Raw genomic sequence first — 18,304 nt, 5'->3', positions numbered from 1 at the left:
AAACTACTCATAAAAATAGATGCGTTTTACCCTTTGAGAAATATTTGTTAAAATCTCATAGGGAATAGTACTGATCTGCTCAGCTAAATCGGAAATAGTCAATTGATTATTAAAAATAATAACTTCATCCCCAATTTTCGCATCCAGGCCTGTTACATCAAGCATACACATATCCATTGCAATTGTACCTATAACCGGGGCCGGTTTTCCATTGACAAGCATCTTCCCTACCCCATTGCCAAAAGCTCTGCGATAACCATCTGCATATCCAATTTTAACAGTAGCAATAGTTCCTCCTGCCGGCAAACTTCCTCTGCGCCCATAACCTACGGTATCCTCCGGACTAATGGTTTTGATCTGGGTAATTGTAGTCTTTAAAACAGCTACAGTATGTAATCCGGACAGGTTTTTCATACCGCCATCAAAACCATATAAACCAATGCCCAACCTGACCATGTCCAGTTGTGCTTCAGGATGCCTAGTAATAGCCGAGGTATTGGAAATATGATGGATAAAATCATAATCTAATCCTGCGCGGAGTTTACCACTGATATGAAGGTAAGTTCTGATCTGGTATTTAGTAAATTCATCATGATCTTCATCCTCACTGGCTGCCAGATGGGAAAAAGCAGAAACTACTTTGATCTTGTCTGTACTGGTCAGTAAGCTCAGCAATCCGGGCAGATCCGGTTCTTCAAATCCAAGGCGGTGCATTCCAGTATCAATCTTAATATGTACGGGATAGGAATTTTCTGCAGCCGGCAAAAAATCAATAAAGGCTTTCAGGATATCCAGATTATACAGTTCGGGCTCCAGTTTATATTTCAGAATCGCCTCAAAAGCAAAAGGCTCAGGACTCATCACCATAATAGGTAAAGTAATCCCGGCTTTTCTTAAAGCTACCCCTTCATCGGTATAGGCAACTGCCAGGTAATCAACTTTGTGGTATTGCAATAAATTGGCTATCTCAAAACTGCCGCTCCCATAGGAAAATGCTTTGACCATAGCCATCACTTTCACACCAGGTTTCAGCTTCGACTTATAAAATTTTAAATTACTTGCTAAAGCATTTAAGTCAATTTCCATCACAGTCCCATGAACTTTCTGGGTCAGGAGTTTACTGATCCGCTCAAACTCAAAACGTCTGGCACCTTTAACGAGAATAGTCTCATTATTAAAAGGAATACCAGGAAATTGCTGAATAAATTCTTCTGTACTACCATAAAATGTTTTTTGCATCTCAAAAAGGTCTGCAAAAGCGGTAATATGGGGGCCGATACCAATCAGCCTGTGAATCTGTTTTTGTTTTAATAAAGCAGCAATCTCTTTGTACAGCTCCACATCTGTTTTGCCAGTTTGTAACAGGTCTGATAAGATTACTGTTTTGATTTCGTGTTGATTTTGAAGGTTCAGAAAATCAAGTGCTATAGCCAGAGAGGAAATATCTGCGCTGTAGGAATCGTCTATTACAGAACACTGATTAATACCATTCTTCAATTCCAGACGCATATTGACTGCAGTCAACCGTTCCAGACGGAAGTCTGCCTGCTCTGGTGTATAACCCAGGGCTAATAAGGTAGCCCAACAGGTAATTCCGTTTTCGAGTGATGCTCTGTCACTAAATGGGATCAGGCATTCAATTTCTTTATCTTTATAAACTGCCCTGATATAGCTTTTTCCATTGATAGGTTCTACGAAAAGAATAAACAGGTCGGCAGTGGTTTGTATGGTACTCCAGGAGAATTTCTTTTCACCGGGTAAATCTTCAGTTGCTATATTCCCGGTATATTCCGGAGCATAAATAAAAAGTTTCACGCCCGAAAACAGCTTTAGTTTTTCCTGTAGTTTTTCTTTCGGAGAAGAGAAACCTTCGGCATGTGCCTCTCTGAGATTGGTCAGGATACCAATAGTAGGCTGTATAATTGGAGCCAGATGCTGCATTTCTCCGGTTTTAGAGATTCCTGCCTCAAAAATGCCCAGGGTATGTTCCTTGTTGGTCTGCCATACCGAGAGTGGTACACCTAACTGGGAATTAAAACTCTTCGGACTCCTGACGATATTAAAGTCGGCTGATAATAACTGGTATAACCATTCTTTCACTACAGTTTTACCATTACTGCCTGTGATGGCTATAACTTCCAGTTCAAACTGGCTGCGATGAACTGCTGCTATATGCTGCAAAGCTTTTTCTACATCGGGCACCAACAGGAAATTTGCATCTGGAAAGGCTTTAACATATTCAGCTTTACTGATTACAAAATTCCTGATACCGCCTGCATAGGCCTCTGCAATAAAATCATGTCCATCTCTTAAAGCAGGTATGGCAAAAAACAAAGAGTTTTCAGGACTGATGATAATACGGCTGTCAATAAGCAGGCTATTGATTAAGGCAGGTTGTTTTTCTTCGAAAGATTTGATATTCAAAAGTTCAGCAATCTGCTGAATAGTGTAGTTAATTTCACTCATTTATCCGGGTACTTAGATTGGGACTAAGTTAATAATAATGCAGATATTTGTTCCTGCTGATCTATTCAATCATTGGAAAAACAATATTCAAAACCTATCCTGGACAAAAGAACTGCTTTAGTTAAAGCGGAAAGTTACTGTGCCTACCAGGAGCGCGCGCAACAGGAAATCAGGAACAAACTTTATGACTGGGGATTAAGACCTGATGAAGTCGAAGAAATCATTACAGAGTTAATTCTGAATAACTTTTTAAATGAGGAAAGGTTTGCCATGTCTTATGTATCGGGCAAGTTCAACATCAAAAAATGGGGGAAGATTAAAATCAAACAAGGGCTCAAGCTAAAAAAAGTCCCTGAGAAAATGATTTTGAAAGCTTTAAATACCATCGATTATGATGATTATTTAAAAACCATACGTGAAGCAGCAGAAAAAAAATCGGCTGTGCTGGTAGAAAAAGATGCCTATAAAAGAAAATATAAACTGATTACCTATCTCATGGGTAAAGGGTTTGAAAATAATTTAATTTCTGAAGTACTGAAGGACAATAACTTAAGTTAATACCTGTTTTTTTTATTAAAAATAACTTGACAGTAATATAAAAGTGCTTATATTTGCAATCCCAAACGGAAACAAGGTATACAGTTTTAACCTTATGAAAGTCTGGAAACATCGGATGATGTTATCAAAACCAATGCGAAAGTAGCTCAGTTGGTAGAGCACGACCTTGCCAAGGTCGGGGTCGCGAGTTCGAATCTCGTCTTTCGCTCTAAGTGTTTTCTTTACCGGAAGACATTTATTTAAAAGGTTAACACCTGCTCAGATGGTGGAACTGGTAGACACGCAGGACTTAAAATCCTGTGACCTTAAAAGTCGTGCGGGTTCGATTCCCGCTCTGAGTACTCAAGAGTAACTGTATAATGTTATACAGAACCGATAATACAATACCAATGCGAAAGTAGCTCAGTTGGTAGAGCACGACCTTGCCAAGGTCGGGGTCGCGAGTTCGAATCTCGTCTTTCGCTCTAAAGCCTTCTTTACAGAGGGCTTTTATTTTGAAAGGTTTTACACCTGCTCAGATGGTGGAACTGGTAGACACGCAGGACTTAAAATCCTGTGACCTTAAAAGTCGTGCGGGTTCGATTCCCGCTCTGAGTACTGCAAAAGCTTCTGGTTATCACCAGAAGCTTTTTTTTGTTTTCCGATGTTTGGTTTTAATGATAAATTTAATCGCTGTACAACAACTCCATCTTGCTCGAGTTGCAGAAAAGTCATTTCTAATTCTCCAACATGATTACAATTAGGGCAGGCTATTCCTTTCAAAGAAATTGTCTTTAATGGAATATAGTTCGTAGAAAATCCAAAAATATAATTAGGGTCTTTATTTTATTGTCTGTATAGTGCTACCCCATATTGATCAATACGCTGACAGAAGGCTGTTATAAAGTCCATCATATCTTTCCTTTATTTCTTTGCTCGACATATAGATGTTTTTCAATTTATTAATCAGGTTCTGTTATCTAGTTTAATGATTGTTTTTATCTACATGAATTTTAATTTAAGCAAATAATAAATATTAGCAGACACATAAAAGCGGAATGACCAGGCTTGTAAATAAACCTGGTCATTCCGCTTTTATATAATAATGATTTATTGTCCTATTTGTTTACTCACGTTGTTTTCACGATGATTTAATTTGGCCTGATCTTTTTTGGTCAGATGCCCACCGTCACGTGCAGCCATATTTCGCTCTTCAGTTCTTATACTTTTGTCTTTTCTATGTAGGTTAGCGGCTTGCTGTTTGCTCAACTCACCTTCCTTAACCTCCTTATGAATCCGGTTATTCTGGTTTTTCAAACGACTGTTAACCTCTGCTCTGCGTGGATGTGTCTGAGCAAATTTACTATCCTGGGCAAAAGTTGAGCTTGTTAATCCAATTGTGGCTATCAATAGAGACAACCCTATAATCTTAGCTTTCATAGTACAATGTTTTTAATTTTATCCTATGATGTATAAAAACTAAAATGGTTTAATCCTGCTTAGGTTTCCGCTATTCCTCCAATATCAATAACCTTATTGTCTTGTATTTTTATCTCAATTCCATGTTCTGTATCTATTTCATAACGAATAGAAATCCTTAAAACATGGTCGTCCGATATTCGGATATAATTTATATCCTGAACACATTTGAAATGCTTCTCAGAGGTGTTGATATAAAGCGGATCTTTTCCAGACTTTGATTTATCTTCATAATAATGCGCATAAATCTTCTGATACCGTTCAAAAGTTTTTTGCTTAATTTCTATGATGATAGTATCCAAATGCTCAAGAAAAGCTAAGAATGTCTCTTCGTACTGATCCAATTTATCCGAAGAAGGGGCATCCTCAAGTTCTTCACCTTCCTCATCAAATTCATCGCCAAAAAAAATCTCAACATCACTTTTAGCAAAATGAGGAATAGTATAAGTTTTCTCACCGGAAAACCCAGCCCAGCCTAATTCTACTACACCCCAAAATCTATGTTTGCTCATGATGCAAATTAAGAAAACTCCAACATATATTTACACATACACCAAGCGTTAAAATTAACATATATTCGCATCCGGAATAATTAATTAACAAAGAATGACATTTGAAAAAATAATAATTATAGATAATTGTGGATTAACCCAGGAAATCATCGAGCAGATTTCTAACTTATCCAGACACAAAATAACCATATACAATGATTATCCGGCAGATGATGCCGAGACGCTTGCACGTATAGGTGATGCAGATTGTGTACTAGTCAGCTGGCAAACAAAAATCACTGCCGAAATCATAGCCCAAACAACATCTTTAAAATACATAGGAATGTGTTGCAGTCTTTATGATGAGGCTTCAGCAAATGTTAATATCATAGCTGCCCGCGAGAAAGGTATACTGGTTAAAGGGGTTAAGGATTATGGGGATGAAGGAGCGGTGGAATTTATATTTGCACAACTTATTTTCCTGTTGAAAGGGCTTCTTAAAGCGAGATGGAAAGATGAACCAGTTGAACTGAAAAACAAAAGTATTGGTATCATTGGTCTTGGAACACTGGGCCTGATGGTTGCTCAGACTGCTTTACATTTTGGAATGAATGTATCTTATTTTAGCCGAACAAGAAAATATGAAGAAGAGAAGAATGGGATCAACTATCTTAGTCTTGATGAGTTAATGCAATCTTGTGATATCGTTACCACTCACTTACCTAAAAACACAATATTATTAACCGAGCGGGAGTTTGAACTTAAGAAAACTAACTCAATCCTTGTTAATACTTCGCTGGGTGTGCCTTTTGAAAAAGAAGCATTTTTAAAATGGATTGCTAATCCCAAAAACTTCGCCATCTTCGATGCTGACGGAGTAGGTGATTTTATCAAAGAGTTTAGTGGACATGACAATATAATTTTATCAGATCAGTTTGGAGGTTTCACTTTTGAGGCCAAACAAAGGTTGTCAGAGAAGGTATTGGCTAACATGAAAGGATTCCTGGAGATATAATCCTGAAGCAAATTAATTTGTGTAAATTAAAGTTCAGAGACCTCAAAACACAAACTCATGAATTCAGGACCAAATATCATTCCCAGAGCTATCGTTACCTCTATTGCCAGCGGATTATTGCTAATGGCCCTTTTCACAACAATGTGGGCGGGAATAGCCACTGGTGGGTTACAAGGGAAAGACCACTATTTGGTCCTGACATTTTTCTGCATCTTTATCCTGATATTTATTATTTATAGTATCAAACTGTTTGCTGCCGCTAAAAGATATCCTGAATTCACTTCTGAAGCGGATAAAAAGGAAGGAGAAAATATCAAAAAATGGTTTGGGATCATCTTTGGCATTGAAGGCATAACTATCCCTATAGCCTGTATATTATTATCATTCCTGGGTTATCAGCAATTTATTTTGTCTGCAATAGCTATGATTGTCGGTCTCCACTTCTACCCTATGGCAAAAATATTCAATAGAAAGATCGACTATTATCTGGCTACCTGGACCTGCCTGGTTTCAATCGCCAGTATAACAATGATAGTCAGGGATACCGAACCATTCCCTTTTATACAATCTTTCCTGGGTATTGGCGTTGCATTTGCTACTACAGCCTACGGGGTTAATATGTTAATCCAGGGGAACCACCTGACCAGGCAACCTGTTTAAAGTACAGCCTCTATAACGGCAGGAATAACATATATTTCCCTATTGATATTTTTATTCAATTTATAAGTTTCTTTTCCCAGTTTTCGCAGCATCCGGTAATGAGACTGCAATGCATCTGTGAATGTTATACTTTCTATGTAAGGAAGATTAAATTCTATCGCAGTTTTCCGCACAATGGCACCAATTGCAGGATAATGGATATGACAAATCTTCGGAAAAAGATGGTGCTCGATCTGACGGTTTAATCCGCCGCAGAGAAATGCAGCCAGTTTACTTCCACCAGCAAAATTTGCAGTAGTCCGTAACTGATGTACTGCCCAGGCCTCTTCTATATTCCCCACTGGGTCAGGAGCAGGAAAATCTGTTCCTTCCACGACATGCGCCAGCTGGAAAACAAGTCCGAGTACCAAACCTTGTGAAAACTGCATCACCAGAAAACCAATCAGAAATTGTCCCCAGGTAACAGGCATAACCCATAAAGGAAGTCCTATAAAAAGAAAATAATATATCGCCTTGTAAAAGAAAAGCCTGAAGTATTCAATTTTTGGATGGACAGTCTTATGTTCCCCTATTTTATGCTGAAAAAACTTCTTATAATCTTTTCTGAATACCCAGGAAAGCATTGAAAAGCTATACAGGACAAAGGCATAGAAATGCTGATAGCTTTGTAATTTATTAACTGTTTCGGTATCAGAGAAACGGATAAGTCCTGGTGCCACATCAATATCTTCATCATGTCCGGCAATATTGGTGTAGGTATGATGTACAATGTTATGGCAAATATTCCAGACATATGGACTAGCCCCGATCAGATTAAATACAAAACTAAATAATTGATTCACCTTCGCATTTTCTGAAAAGGCTTTATGAATTGCATCGTGACAGATATTAAAACCCACGAATGCACCGAACACACCTAGTAAAACGGACAGTAAAAGTAAAACGGGCAGACTAAAACTCCCTAAAAGGATAAGGAGGTAGAGCGACGCCAACCCTGTTAAAAAGAATACAGCTTTAAACCACATTGCACCATTCGCATGAATGGAAATATTATTTTCTCTGAAATGAGTATCAACTCTTTTGCGTACTGTACTATAAAATTTAGACTGATTGATATTAATGAACTTGACTTTTTTGGTCATCCTGTATTTTTTCCCCCGTTGATCGCGACTCTAAGTCAATGCTGTAAATGTAGTGTATATAATTAGCGATTCCTGTTAACGAATCTTTACCATTCAATAAATAAACACTTATTTACATACAGCTATAACGATAAACCATCTATACAAGTACCTCTTCTTTAATTTTTTCCCTGTGGTTCAGTCCCCACTGTACCAACATATCCGTTACAGGTATAATACTCTTCCCATATTCTGTTATTGCATACTCAACAGTAACAGGTCTGGTATCCTGAATGGTCCTGGTAACCATCATATTAACTTCAAGATCTTTCAATTCTTTAGCTAACATCTTAGCAGAAATCCCATTAATTCCACGCTGAATCTTTTTAAAATGATTATGTTCAGCAGTTCTGTTTGTCAGATACCGCATGATCAGCAATTTCCATTTTCCACCAAGTATTTCTATACTATCGCGCATAGCTGTAAGTTCTTCCTGGCAGCTCGCTTCTCTTACATTTCCTTTATTTTTCACAGTGCCCATATGCTGATGGTTTATTCGGGGTAACTAGTTACCTGAAGTTAACTGATAGCAAATATAAACTATTGGTCAACTAATTTAGCCGGTGTAAAATCAAAAGATCATGAAGGCGATTATATTAAAAGACTTTGGAAGTACTGCTAATTTTATCCTTGAGGATAATCTGTCAGTACCTGAACCTGGTGAAAACGAGGTATTGATAAAAATAAAAGCGACAGCTTTCAACCCTATAGATTATCAGATGAGACAAGGTAAGACGGAAAGAAAACGGATGCACTCCCCTATCCTGGGACGCGAACTCTCAGGAATAGTAGTTAAAACCGGCAAACTAGTCCAAAGATACAAAGTTGGTGATGCTGTATTGGCCGCCTCGGGGAGCATGGGCTCAAACGGTACTTATACCGAGTACATCAGTGTACCCGAATTAATATTAGCAGCCAAACCTGAACATATCAGCTTTGAAGAAGCCGCAGCCATACCTAGTGCATCGCTCACTGCCCTGCAATGTTATAATCGTTTAGCAATCAGTTTAAATGATACCATTTTTATTAGTGGTGCGGCTGGCGGCGTGGGTATGGTACTGATCAAGATACTCGTTGCCAAAGGTTATCAAAATATAATTGTCACAGCTGGCAATGAAGAAAGCAAAAATCAATTGATTAAGGCCGGGTTAAAAGAAGAACAAATAATTGATTATCATAACGGGAACCTGGTGCAGGTGATCCTTGATAAAAATGAGGGGAATCAATTTAATCACTGTATAGATTTAGTAGGTGGTGATATGTCATTAGTCTGTGCGCTGATCATTACAATAAATGGTACTTATACTGATGTGACTGCACTCACTACAGATATTGCCAGAGAGGAACTGTTTAACAAGGGTACTGTAATTGTAAATATTTCCAATTATGCTTACTCCCTGCAAAATAACTTTCAATATTACGGGGAGAAACTGGATGAGGTCATCAGATTAATGGCTGAATCTTCAATCACGCCCCCCTCCGTTCAAGTTGTTGGACCATTAGATCCGGAAACCGTCCGCAAAGCCCATCAGCTTTTAGAAGATAATCAGACCAAAGGAAAAAAATTAGTTATGCAAGTTGCTTAAATTATTAAAGATATGTCTCCAATTCCCAAAATACCCCGTCGAATCGTAACAGGAATTAAAAATGGTAAATCAGTAATTACCGAAGATGCCATTGTGAAAAATGTCTCCGAACATTTTCCAGGTCTGATTATTTCTGATATCTGGGTTACCAATGAAATGCCCGCAAGTCTGTCAAAAGAAGTTCTGGTTGAAAACACAGCTTTCCCCAAAGTTCCTGTTAATGGCTCTTATTTCCGTTACGTCAGCATTCCACCAGATAAAGACCTGGGCATTAAACCACTGGAAAAAGGCCAGGTACATCCTCTGATGCACAAAACTGATACATTAGATTATATTATCATCTTATCAGGGGAAATATATATGATCCTGGATGATGAAGAAACACTTTTAAAGGCCGGGGATATCGTGGTTCAGAGAGGTACAAATCATGCCTGGAGCAATCGTTCTGATACACATTGTATTCAACTAGCCGTTCTATTGGATGCTAATTCTTATATTTAAGGCAGATTTAATCAGCTATTGGCGCGAATTATGCTAATAGCTGGATTAACCTGAACATATGACTATACAACCGGTTCCTTCAATAGTGTCTATCCTCGACAATGATTTTTATAAGTTCACGATGCAGCAGGGCGTTATCCGCTTATTTCCTTATGCAAAAGTCCGCTATAAATTTATAAACCGTGGGAATCACTCCTTTCCGGCAGGATTTGGTGATGCACTGCGTAAGGCAGTCAATGAAATGGCCCAGCTGCGTCTGACCAGAGAAGAAAAGAAGTTCCTGCAGGTTAACTGTCCGTATCTCGATCCGCTGTACCTGGATTTCCTGGAAGGCTACCGTTATCAGCCTGAGGAAGTCCATATTGAACAGCATGATGATCAGCTGGAGGTGCATATTGAAGGATTGTGGTATCGCGCAATTTTATGGGAAGTGCCAATCATGTCCCTGATTTGTGAATTATTTTACGAGATGAATCATTCCATCCGGATCAGCAATGAAGAAATCATTGAGCGGACCCGGAAAAAGATTGAAAACTATCATGATCTGGGTGTAACAGTTGCAGAATTTGGTACACGTCGCAGATATTCTTATGCTGTACACCGTATTGTATTGCAAACACTTCAAAAATATGGTTCAGGTTCTTTCATAGGTACAAGTAATGTTCACATGGCTATGATGCACCAGACCAAACCAATCGGAACTCATGCCCATGAATGGTTCATGTTTCATGCCGCTCGCTATGGTTTCAAAATGGCAAACTCTTTAGGCCTGGAACATTGGGTACAGGTTTTTCGCGGAGATCTGGGAATTGCACTATCAGACACTTATACTACTGATGTATTTTTCAGACAATTTGATAAAATGTTCTCTAAACTGTTTGATGGTGTGAGACATGATAGTGGAGATCCACTTCTGTTTGCAGATAAAGTAATTGCTCATTATCAACGAATGGGAATCGACCCGAGAACTAAGACAATTATCTTTTCAGATGCACTTAATTATGAAAAGGTATCCCGTATTGCGGGGCATTGCTATAATAAAATTGGCATTTCTTTCGGCATAGGCACCAATCTGACCAATGACGCAGGCCCAGCTCCGATGAATATCGTAATTAAAATGACGCAGGCTCAACCGCAGAATGAAGAATGGACAGACGTGATTAAATTATCCGATGAACATGGCAAATACACTGGATCTGAAAAGATGATCAGTCTGGCTAAAGATATTCTGGAGATACAAGATTAATATCCAAATAAAATTCAATCCGACATAAACAATTTACAACTTTAATCGTTTTGACTAACAGATAGTTACAAACAAAAAGCTGCTATATTGTTATGAAGGATAAAACAGGGAGAAAGGTAGCCATTATTGTAGCTCATCCTGATGATGAAACCTTATGGGCAGGCGGAACAATACTAGCAAATCCCAGCTGGCAATATTTCATAGCCAGTCTATGTCGTTCTAAAGACCAGGACCGTGCGCCTAAATTCAAAGTCCTGCTAGACACCCTGGGTGCAGAAGGAAAAATGGCTGATCTCGATGATGGTCCGGAACAAATTCCTCTTGACGAGAATGAAGTAGAAAAAACAATTTTAAAAATCTTACCGGGCCAGTCTTTTGACCTTGTTATTTCTCACCATCCAAACGGTGAATATACCAGGCATCGACGTCATGAAGAAACAAGCCGGGCAGTGATTAAGCTCTGGCATAAAGGGTTATTAGCCATCAAAGAGCTGTGGTTATTTGCTTATGAGGATGGCAATAAAAAGTATTATCCTCAGGCCCGGCAAACAGCTGATTTATATTTCCTGCTATCAGCAGAAGTCTGGCAGGAGAAATATAAACTGGTTACCAGCTTATATGGTTTTCAGGAAAACAGCTGGGAAGCCAGAACTACTCCAAAGGAAGAATCTTTCTGGCGTTTTACCAATTCAGAAAAAGCAATGAATTACCTCTTACAAAACACTCCGTTATGAAGGTTCTGTTGTTATATGATTATCCACCGTCTCCAAGCGGGCTGGCTACACAAGGCGATCTCTTATACAGAGGATTACTAGAGCTGGGCATTGATGCCAGAGCAGCACATTTCGAATCCCCACAGGAAAAAGAATGGTACTACCGGTGGTTCAGGCCCGATATAGTTATTGGCACGGGCTATTGGGGACATACACCAAATCTCGTTCTTCATCCATTACGACATGAAATGCTACCTGTCCCCTGGTTAGTAGCCAATGGCTATATCGCAAATCATCAGGATGTGCTGAACAACCTGCCACTTATCCTTGTCACTTCAAATTGGGTAAAACAAATGTATGTGCGGGATGGAATTAAGGCGGATAATATTGTAGTTCTCCCTATAGGCTGTGACACGGAAACATTTACACCCCGCGATAAAAATAATCCCCGCATTCATGCAGTCAGGCAAATGCTGAACATTCATCAGGACGAGCTGATGATTTTAACTGTTGGCGGTGACGCAGCTTCAAAAGGAGGAAGAGAAGTAATGCAGGCATTAGCCCTCTTAAAAAAAGATATTCCGGAATGGAAATATGTATGTAAAGTGTGGCCTCAGGAACGCACAAGAATTCAAAACGCTGCTGATTTGGAACTCGCCAGAGATTTAGGCATTGCACAAAATGTAATATTTACAACCGATATAATTTCACGCAATTTCGTCCCCTATTTATTAGGGGCATGTGATATTTATGCAGCCCCTTCAAGACTGGAAGGCTTTGGAATGTTACAGGTAGAGGCAGGGGCATGTGAAAAACCGGTCATAGGAATCCGGGCAATGGGTATGCTGGATACGCTTATCCATGGAGAAACCGCTCTTCTGGCCAGGGTAGCGGAAAAAATAGTAGTCAATGAGGTTTCCATTCCTGATGAATCAGAAAGTACCGGATACAAAAAAATACTTTTTGATGAACCAAGGACTGTAGATTACCGAGCCAATGTTCATGATATAGCGGAGTATCTCCATCAATTAATCACACAGCCATTATTAAGACTTGAACTGGGGCAGGCTGCCAGAAAACGCGTCGTTGAAAACTTCAATTATCGCAAAGTTGCAGAACAATTTGTAAAGATTATCAATGATAAATTAGGGATAGTATAAATGATCAAGCCATGCAAACTGAAGACTGGAATGAAATTCAAAAAGCAAAACAATGTGCTTTAGACGTATTACTACATAATGCAAAAGGTCCCTTTCATGGGCTCCCCCGTACTGCAGGATGGGGATATCCTGAGCCCTATACACGCGATCTGTTAATCTCTATCCTTGGGATCGCCGTATCTGATAATGAGCAACTATTACAATCCACCAGAAATGTTTTGGAAACATTAGCTGAAAATCAGTCCGAAAAAGGACATATCACTTCTTTAGTTCATGATAAAGAAGACCGGGGTGCAAGCGACACAACCCCACTTTTTTTACTAGGTATCTCCATTTTCAGGAAAGTGACCGGTGAAATGGATTTTCTGGAACCTGCTGTTGCTAAATCCCTGCTCTGGATGGAGTATCAAAGTCCTTCTGATCGTTACCTGACAGCCCAACAACCTACCAGCGACTGGCGGGATGAACAATGGGTAATGGGTTATGGGCTCTACGTGAATTCACTGGTTTATAGTTACCTCAGACTTTTTGGACAGCATGAACGGGCCGATGGACTTCGCCAGGCCATGAGCCGTTTTACGATTAATGCAGATGCCAGACACCATCATGTTCATGAAGGCCTTGTCGTAAAACATAAACCATATTATGCTCTCTGGTCCTATAAAATATATAGTAGTGAAAGGTTCGATTTATTAGGTAACAGCATAGCTATTCTTTCAGGATTAGCGCCCCCATCCAGAGCTCTTGAAATTATCTCATGGATAGAAAAAGAAACTGAGCAAATGAAAAAAACAGGGGATCTGACCGGAGACCTCCCTCCTAATTTCTTCCCGTTTATACAACCAGGAGATCCCGACTGGCGTTTGCGATATGCCGATTTCAACCTACCCGGAGAATATCATAACGGAGGAATCTGGCCATTTATCATTGGATTTTATATAGCGGCTTTAGTCGCCGCCGGAAGACCTAAACTTGCTTTTGAGAAACTCTGTGCATTAACTAAACTCATCCGGCGCATTCATTATGATGCACCGGACTTTGGTTTTAATGAGTGGCATAAAGCACAGGATAATCTGCCAATGGGACAGGATTGGCAAAGCTGGTCGGCCGCGATGTATTTATATGCCGTTAAATGTGTAGAAGAAAATAAAACTCCCTTTTTTGATGAGGCAAGGGTCTGACTCTTATTTAATTTTCAAACTATAAATCAATCCTTTATTACCGGCCAGCAATACAAGATTTCCTTTTTTACCTTTTTGAATAACATTGAAGCTTTCTTCCGAGATATGGTACCAGTTCATTCCTCCGTCTCTGGAAACATCTGTTCCCGAGGTACCTGTAGCAAAACAGGTTTTCTCATCGTACCAGATCACACCAGAACGGTAACCAAAAACTGGTCTGGATGGCTTTATCCATGTTTTACCTCCGTCTTCGGTTAACAAGACATTATTTGTATTTTCTTTATCTTTTTCATAATCCCCGCCAACAACTATCCCCTGGTTTTCATTGTAAAAATCTATAGAAAATGCTCCCGTACTACTTTTTCCGTGCAAAATAGGGCAATCATACTTCTTCCAGGTCAAGCCATAATTATCCGAGGCGTAAATATTTGATTTTGTACCTCCGGTAGCTATCCAGACCTTACCACCACCGAGTGTTTTCATTCCACTCCCACTGGCAGCGAAACCAGCCTCTCCCTTAGCCATAGTCTGAGTTAATCGTTCTGATATATCTTTCCAGCTGCATCCCCCATCATCTGTAATCAGCAACTGTAAACGATTTTGAATGGGATCACCAAAAATGATCCCATGCTTTTTATCCCAGAATTCCATTCCATCAAGAAATATCGCCGAATCCAGATTTTTATAGGTTTCTGTCCAGTTTTTTCCGCCATCTTCTGTACGGAGAATATACGCTGGAGAACCGGCATTAACGATAACCGCATGATTCGCATCAAAGGCTTCAATATCTCTGAAATCTAATTTCTCATATCCTTTGGGCTTCAACCAGGTCCATTGTTTACCACCGTCTGTACTTTTACCAATACATCCGTTACTTCCGCTAACCCAGGCAATACTATCAGATACTATAGACATTCCCCTGATACTGGTATTGGTTCCGGTATTAACAGTACTGAGTTCGTAGGTTTGAGAATAAACAGAAAAAGGTATCAGCAATAAAATGTATAAGAATGCCCGCATTATTTAACTCTTTTCCAGACTTCAGTTCTTCCTAATAAAGAAATACCGATATAACCACGCATATTTAATTCACCATTTGGTTTTATATTCATATTACAGCTATAGGTTTTACCTGATTTAGGGTCATATATCTTACCATCAGTCCATTTACCATCTTCAAAAACGAAGTCCTTCAGCATTTCCATTCCCAGAATAGGTCTTGATTTCAACTTATCATCAGGGTTTTTAAGATCTGTTTTAGCATTGCCTTTCTCATCTTTTGGAGTTTTCAGCCATACAATTTTCCCGAAATATTTAGCATCTTTTTTAAAGATCTCTACATGTGCTTCACCTGTCGAATTAATCCATTGACCAAGAATAGCATCTTTGTTCTGTGCAAAACCCGTGAAAGAGATTGCTGTAAAAAGTAATAAGATTGAAATATATCTCATAAGTTTATATTTAGTTTAAGCTAAAATACACATTACAGTTCCCAATCAAAAGAACTTAAGCCCCAAAACATCAACTATTAAACAATTATTTTTTCTACTGGTTTTTATTTCTCTATTATAAAGTACCTCTTCGCGGTAAATAACATTATCCTTTATAAAATTCCGGTATAGGATTTAGGGTTACATTTTGTCTTTGATGCCAGTAAGGGTAAATAGGTTCGAGAGCACTTGCTTCGTCTAATTTCTTTATCTGGTCAGTATTTAGGTTCCAGCCCACTGCATCCAGATTCTGTTTGAGTTGTTCTTCATTCCTTGCCCCTATAACGATATTCGAAACCGTTGGACGTTGTAACAACCAGTTTAATGAAATCTGGGCTACAGATTTACCAGTTTCTGCAGCAACTTCATCTAGTGCATCCACTATGGTATATAAACGTTCTTCATTTAAAGCAGGTCCATGACCACCTCCCTGTTGTACGCGATTATTTTCAGGAAGAGGTTCATTACGTCTGTATTTACCTGATAAACGCCCCGAAGCCAGCGGGCTCCAGACAATAGTTCCAACTTTCTGATCCAATCCTAATGGCATCAGTTCCCATTCAAATTCCCTGTCCAGTAAGGAGTAATAAGCCTGATGTGCAATATATTTTGACCATCCGAATCTTTCAGAAACCGAAAGTGATTTCATTAGATGCCATCCCGAAAAATTTGAACAGGCTATATAACGTACCTTACCGCTCTGAACCAGATTCTCCAGTGTTTTCAGAGTCTCCTCCACTGGAGTTACCCCATCAAAACCATGCATGTGATAAATATCAATATGATCAGTATTTAGTCTTTTCAAACTCTCTTCACATTGTTTAATCAGATGAAACCTGGATGAACCCAGATCATTCGGGCCATCACTCATTGGAAAAGTGGCTTTAGTTGAAATTAAGACTCTATTCCGGAGTCCCTTTAAAGCCTGACCTAGAATTTCTTCTGATGATCCGTTAGAATACACATTTGCTGTATCAAACAGATTAACACCGGCATCCAGACATAAATTGATCAATCTGCCAGCCTCTTCAACCTGAGTATTTCCCCAGGCCTTAAAAAACTCATTACCACCACCAAAAGTAGCAGTACCAAAACTTAATACGGGTACCTTAAGACCCGAAGCACCTAATTGTCTGTATTCCATGTTATCTTATTTTATGATATAATAGATATTAGTTCTCTTTTAAAAGCTTTGCAAAAAGCTCATAAGAATGAATTCTCGCCTGATGGTCAAAAATGTGTGAAGTCACCATGACTTCATCTACCTTTGTCTGATCCAGAAAAGATTTCATGTCTTCTTTAATTGTTTCCGGGCTACCGATAAATGAGCAGGCAATCATTTGATTAACCGCTTCTTCCTCTAAATCACTCCAGATTTCATCCATATTTTCTACCGGAGGCTGTAACAGCTTGCGTTTACCAGTAACTACACCCACAAAAAGCTGCTTAAATGAAGTTGCCAGCCTTTCAGCCTCAGCATCCGTATCCGCAGCGACTACATTGATACAGGAAATCACATAAGGAGCCTTCAAGTGTACTGAAGGTCTGAAATTCTGACGGTAAATATGAATGGCTGTCAGAAACTGAGCTGGTGCAAAATGACTCGCAAAAGCATATGGAAGTCCCATAGCGGCAGCTAATCTGGCACTATCAGTACTTGAGCCTAATATCCAGATTGGAATATCAAGTCCTTCACCAGGAATGGCCCTGACTGCACTATTTTCATTCTCAGCAGAAAAAAATGTCTGGAGTTTAATAATATCCTGCGGAAAATCATGCACTGCATTAAAGCGTTCGCCTCTGATAGCCATTGCTGTAATCTGATCTGTACCAGGTGCACGTCCCAGTCCCAGGTCAATCCTTCCCGGATATAAAGAAGCTAAAGTCCCGAACTGCTCTGCCACAACTAAGGGAGAATGATTGGGCAGCATTATACCTCCAGAGCCTACACGGATTGTTTTGGTTCCACCGGCAATATGGCCGATCAGCAAGGATGTAGCTGAACTTGCTACATTAATCATATTATGATGTTCTGCGAACCAATACCGGGTATATCCAAACTCCTCTGCTTTTCGGGCCAGATCAAGGCTGTTACGAAAAGTATCAGCAGGCGTTTTTTCTGCTACAACTGTAGCTAAATCTAATACTGAATAAGGAAGATCTGATAATTTCCTTTTATATGTTTCATCTGTCATTCTGAAGCTGGCTATAATGTAAAAGTATCTGCCGTTTTTTATAAAATTAGAGATTAGTTATGGCAAAAATATCCTTCCGGGAAGATTTGACTTTGCATACACAAGTCCGGTTTCAGTCCCTCTCCGTATCCCGAAAACAGCCATCAGAATTTTAAAAAATAAAACGTTTTTATTTCCCGATTCGACACAATCCAGAAGCCAAATCTGGAAAACACGACGAAATCCGCCGACCCAAACCCCTCGTTAACTCAATTTTTCCGGTTAAATAAATTAGAATTATAAAATAAAAACATAAACTAAAACGATTTAAACTAAAACAGAATTAAAGATTGAATTATTTTTATTTTATTTTAATTACATATAAAACTTATTAAACCATTTTAGTAAGTTTAAGAAGTAACAC

The 18,304-nt window shown here is 39.1% G+C and carries 18 protein-coding genes and 4 tRNA genes; 13 read left to right on the top strand and 9 right to left on the bottom strand.

The features are described from left to right. Nucleotides 1–3: 3 nt before the first annotated feature. Nucleotides 4–2,466 carry a bifunctional UDP-N-acetylmuramoyl-tripeptide:D-alanyl-D-alanine ligase/alanine racemase gene (locus tag HDF25_RS01740; RefSeq protein WP_184622130.1) on the bottom strand — a complete coding sequence of 821 codons (2,463 nt, stop codon included), beginning with the start codon at nt 2,464–2,466 and terminating at the stop codon, nt 4–6. Between the two features lie 72 nt (nt 2,467–2,538). On the opposite strand from HDF25_RS01740, the gene HDF25_RS01735 reads away from it, so the two are divergent. From HDF25_RS01735 to HDF25_RS01715, 5 genes are all read left to right on the top strand, one after another. Beyond that, a complete protein-coding gene (locus HDF25_RS01735) occupies nt 2,539–3,024 on the top strand; it encodes a regulatory protein RecX (RefSeq protein WP_184622128.1) in 486 nt (161 codons plus the stop codon). Between the two features lie 135 nt (nt 3,025–3,159). Continuing rightward, nucleotides 3,160–3,232, top strand: a tRNA-Gly gene (locus tag HDF25_RS01730). A 48-nt stretch (nt 3,233–3,280) separates the two neighbouring features. Further along, a tRNA-Leu gene (locus HDF25_RS01725) sits at nt 3,281–3,365 on the top strand. Nucleotides 3,366–3,415: 50 nt separating this feature from the next. After that, nucleotides 3,416–3,488, top strand: a tRNA-Gly gene (locus HDF25_RS01720). A 48-nt stretch (nt 3,489–3,536) separates the two neighbouring features. Continuing rightward, a tRNA-Leu gene (locus HDF25_RS01715) sits at nt 3,537–3,621 on the top strand. Nucleotides 3,622–4,113: 492 nt separating this feature from the next. Here the strand turns inward: HDF25_RS01715 and HDF25_RS01710 are convergent. Continuing rightward, entirely contained in the window at nt 4,114–4,443 is a 330-nt protein-coding gene (locus tag HDF25_RS01710; RefSeq protein WP_184622126.1) for a hypothetical protein, read from the bottom strand. A gap of 59 nt (nt 4,444–4,502) precedes the next feature. Further along, entirely contained in the window at nt 4,503–4,994 is a 492-nt protein-coding gene (locus HDF25_RS01705) for a DUF6985 domain-containing protein (RefSeq protein ID WP_184622124.1), read from the bottom strand. Between the two features lie 94 nt (nt 4,995–5,088). Between HDF25_RS01705 and HDF25_RS01700 the strand changes: the two genes are divergently transcribed. Both HDF25_RS01700 and HDF25_RS01695 read left to right on the top strand, forming a co-directional pair. Continuing rightward, entirely contained in the window at nt 5,089–5,988 is a 900-nt protein-coding gene (locus tag HDF25_RS01700) for an NAD(P)-dependent oxidoreductase (RefSeq protein ID WP_184622122.1), read from the top strand. Nucleotides 5,989–6,045: 57 nt separating this feature from the next. Continuing rightward, nucleotides 6,046–6,648 (top strand): hypothetical protein, encoded by a 603-nt coding sequence (locus HDF25_RS01695; protein WP_184622119.1) that lies wholly within the window; start codon nt 6,046–6,048, stop codon nt 6,646–6,648. Here the strand turns inward: HDF25_RS01695 and HDF25_RS01690 are convergent. Next, nucleotides 6,645–7,790: a fatty acid desaturase family protein gene (locus HDF25_RS01690; RefSeq protein ID WP_184622117.1), complete on the bottom strand. Its 1,146-nt coding sequence runs from the start codon at nt 7,788–7,790 to the stop codon at nt 6,645–6,647. The two genes, HDF25_RS01695 and HDF25_RS01690, sit on opposite strands and share 4 nt — an antisense overlap. Before the next feature lie 139 nt (nt 7,791–7,929). Beyond that, nucleotides 7,930–8,310: a winged helix-turn-helix transcriptional regulator gene (locus HDF25_RS01685; RefSeq protein ID WP_184622115.1), complete on the bottom strand. Its 381-nt coding sequence runs from the start codon at nt 8,308–8,310 to the stop codon at nt 7,930–7,932. Between the two features lie 100 nt (nt 8,311–8,410). On the opposite strand from HDF25_RS01685, the gene HDF25_RS01680 reads away from it, so the two are divergent. From HDF25_RS01680 to HDF25_RS01655, 6 genes are all read left to right on the top strand, one after another. Further along, the gene (locus tag HDF25_RS01680) at nt 8,411–9,415 is read left to right on the top strand and encodes a zinc-binding alcohol dehydrogenase family protein (RefSeq protein ID WP_184622114.1); all 1,005 of its coding nucleotides are present in this window, start codon (nt 8,411–8,413) and stop codon (nt 9,413–9,415) included. 12 nt (nt 9,416–9,427) lie between these two features. Continuing rightward, complete coding sequence (locus tag HDF25_RS01675) at nt 9,428–9,916, top strand: cupin domain-containing protein (protein ID WP_184622112.1); 489 nt, start codon at nt 9,428–9,430, stop codon at nt 9,914–9,916. Nucleotides 9,917–9,974: 58 nt separating this feature from the next. Beyond that, the gene (gene pncB, locus HDF25_RS01670; protein WP_184622110.1) at nt 9,975–11,162 is read left to right on the top strand and encodes a nicotinate phosphoribosyltransferase; all 1,188 of its coding nucleotides are present in this window, start codon (nt 9,975–9,977) and stop codon (nt 11,160–11,162) included. Between the two features lie 92 nt (nt 11,163–11,254). After that, nucleotides 11,255–11,896 (top strand): PIG-L deacetylase family protein, encoded by a 642-nt coding sequence (locus tag HDF25_RS01665; protein ID WP_184622107.1) that lies wholly within the window; start codon nt 11,255–11,257, stop codon nt 11,894–11,896. Further along, complete coding sequence (locus tag HDF25_RS01660; RefSeq protein WP_184622105.1) at nt 11,893–13,035, top strand: glycosyltransferase family 4 protein; 1,143 nt, start codon at nt 11,893–11,895, stop codon at nt 13,033–13,035. The genes HDF25_RS01665 and HDF25_RS01660 overlap by 4 nt, the downstream gene beginning before the upstream one ends. An 11-nt stretch (nt 13,036–13,046) precedes the next feature. Next, a complete protein-coding gene (locus tag HDF25_RS01655; protein WP_184622103.1) occupies nt 13,047–14,216 on the top strand; it encodes a glycoside hydrolase 100 family protein in 1,170 nt (389 codons plus the stop codon). A gap of 3 nt (nt 14,217–14,219) precedes the next feature. Here the strand turns inward: HDF25_RS01655 and HDF25_RS01650 are convergent, their stop codons facing one another. From HDF25_RS01650 to HDF25_RS01635, 4 genes are all read right to left on the bottom strand, one after another. After that, nucleotides 14,220–15,236, bottom strand: a complete 1,017-nt coding sequence (locus HDF25_RS01650) for a WD40/YVTN/BNR-like repeat-containing protein (protein WP_184622101.1) — start codon at nt 15,234–15,236, stop codon at nt 14,220–14,222. Beyond that, complete coding sequence (locus HDF25_RS01645) at nt 15,236–15,667, bottom strand: DUF2147 domain-containing protein (RefSeq protein WP_184622098.1); 432 nt, start codon at nt 15,665–15,667, stop codon at nt 15,236–15,238. Before HDF25_RS01645 ends, HDF25_RS01650 begins: the two co-directional genes overlap by 1 nt. A gap of 145 nt (nt 15,668–15,812) precedes the next feature. Further along, nucleotides 15,813–16,850, bottom strand: a complete 1,038-nt coding sequence (locus HDF25_RS01640) for an aldo/keto reductase (RefSeq protein WP_184622096.1) — start codon at nt 16,848–16,850, stop codon at nt 15,813–15,815. Between the two features lie 28 nt (nt 16,851–16,878). Next, nucleotides 16,879–17,901 (bottom strand): LLM class flavin-dependent oxidoreductase, encoded by a 1,023-nt coding sequence (locus tag HDF25_RS01635; protein WP_184622093.1) that lies wholly within the window; start codon nt 17,899–17,901, stop codon nt 16,879–16,881. Nucleotides 17,902–18,304 lie beyond the last annotated feature (403 nt).

Source organism: Pedobacter cryoconitis (genome assembly GCF_014207135.1).
In the GTDB taxonomy this organism is placed as follows: domain Bacteria; phylum Bacteroidota; class Bacteroidia; order Sphingobacteriales; family Sphingobacteriaceae; genus Pedobacter; species Pedobacter cryoconitis_D.
The sequence above is the reverse complement of the archived record's forward strand: the minus strand, read 5'-3'. Positions and strand labels throughout refer to the sequence as shown.

Excerpts from the sequence above, each read along its gene's own strand:
- HDF25_RS01740 (WP_184622130.1), bottom strand. The coding sequence starts at position 2,466 with ATGAGTGAAATTAACTACACTATTCAGCAGATTGCTGAACTTTTGAAT.
- HDF25_RS01710 (WP_184622126.1), bottom strand. The coding sequence starts at position 4,443 with ATGAAAGCTAAGATTATAGGGTTGTCTCTATTGATAGCCACAATTGGA.
- HDF25_RS01705 (WP_184622124.1), bottom strand. The coding sequence starts at position 4,994 with ATGAGCAAACATAGATTTTGGGGTGTAGTAGAATTAGGCTGGGCTGGG.
- HDF25_RS01700 (WP_184622122.1), top strand. The coding sequence starts at position 5,089 with ATGACATTTGAAAAAATAATAATTATAGATAATTGTGGATTAACCCAG.
- HDF25_RS01695 (WP_184622119.1), top strand. The coding sequence starts at position 6,046 with ATGAATTCAGGACCAAATATCATTCCCAGAGCTATCGTTACCTCTATT.
- HDF25_RS01690 (WP_184622117.1), bottom strand. The coding sequence starts at position 7,790 with ATGACCAAAAAAGTCAAGTTCATTAATATCAATCAGTCTAAATTTTAT.
- HDF25_RS01685 (WP_184622115.1), bottom strand. The coding sequence starts at position 8,310 with ATGGGCACTGTGAAAAATAAAGGAAATGTAAGAGAAGCGAGCTGCCAG.
- HDF25_RS01680 (WP_184622114.1), top strand. The coding sequence starts at position 8,411 with ATGAAGGCGATTATATTAAAAGACTTTGGAAGTACTGCTAATTTTATC.
- HDF25_RS01675 (WP_184622112.1), top strand. The coding sequence starts at position 9,428 with ATGTCTCCAATTCCCAAAATACCCCGTCGAATCGTAACAGGAATTAAA.
- pncB (WP_184622110.1), top strand. The coding sequence starts at position 9,975 with ATGACTATACAACCGGTTCCTTCAATAGTGTCTATCCTCGACAATGAT.
- HDF25_RS01665 (WP_184622107.1), top strand. The coding sequence starts at position 11,255 with ATGAAGGATAAAACAGGGAGAAAGGTAGCCATTATTGTAGCTCATCCT.
- HDF25_RS01660 (WP_184622105.1), top strand. The coding sequence starts at position 11,893 with ATGAAGGTTCTGTTGTTATATGATTATCCACCGTCTCCAAGCGGGCTG.
- HDF25_RS01655 (WP_184622103.1), top strand. The coding sequence starts at position 13,047 with ATGCAAACTGAAGACTGGAATGAAATTCAAAAAGCAAAACAATGTGCT.
- HDF25_RS01650 (WP_184622101.1), bottom strand. The coding sequence starts at position 15,236 with ATGCGGGCATTCTTATACATTTTATTGCTGATACCTTTTTCTGTTTAT.
- HDF25_RS01645 (WP_184622098.1), bottom strand. The coding sequence starts at position 15,667 with ATGAGATATATTTCAATCTTATTACTTTTTACAGCAATCTCTTTCACG.
- HDF25_RS01640 (WP_184622096.1), bottom strand. The coding sequence starts at position 16,850 with ATGGAATACAGACAATTAGGTGCTTCGGGTCTTAAGGTACCCGTATTA.
- HDF25_RS01635 (WP_184622093.1), bottom strand. The coding sequence starts at position 17,901 with ATGACAGATGAAACATATAAAAGGAAATTATCAGATCTTCCTTATTCA.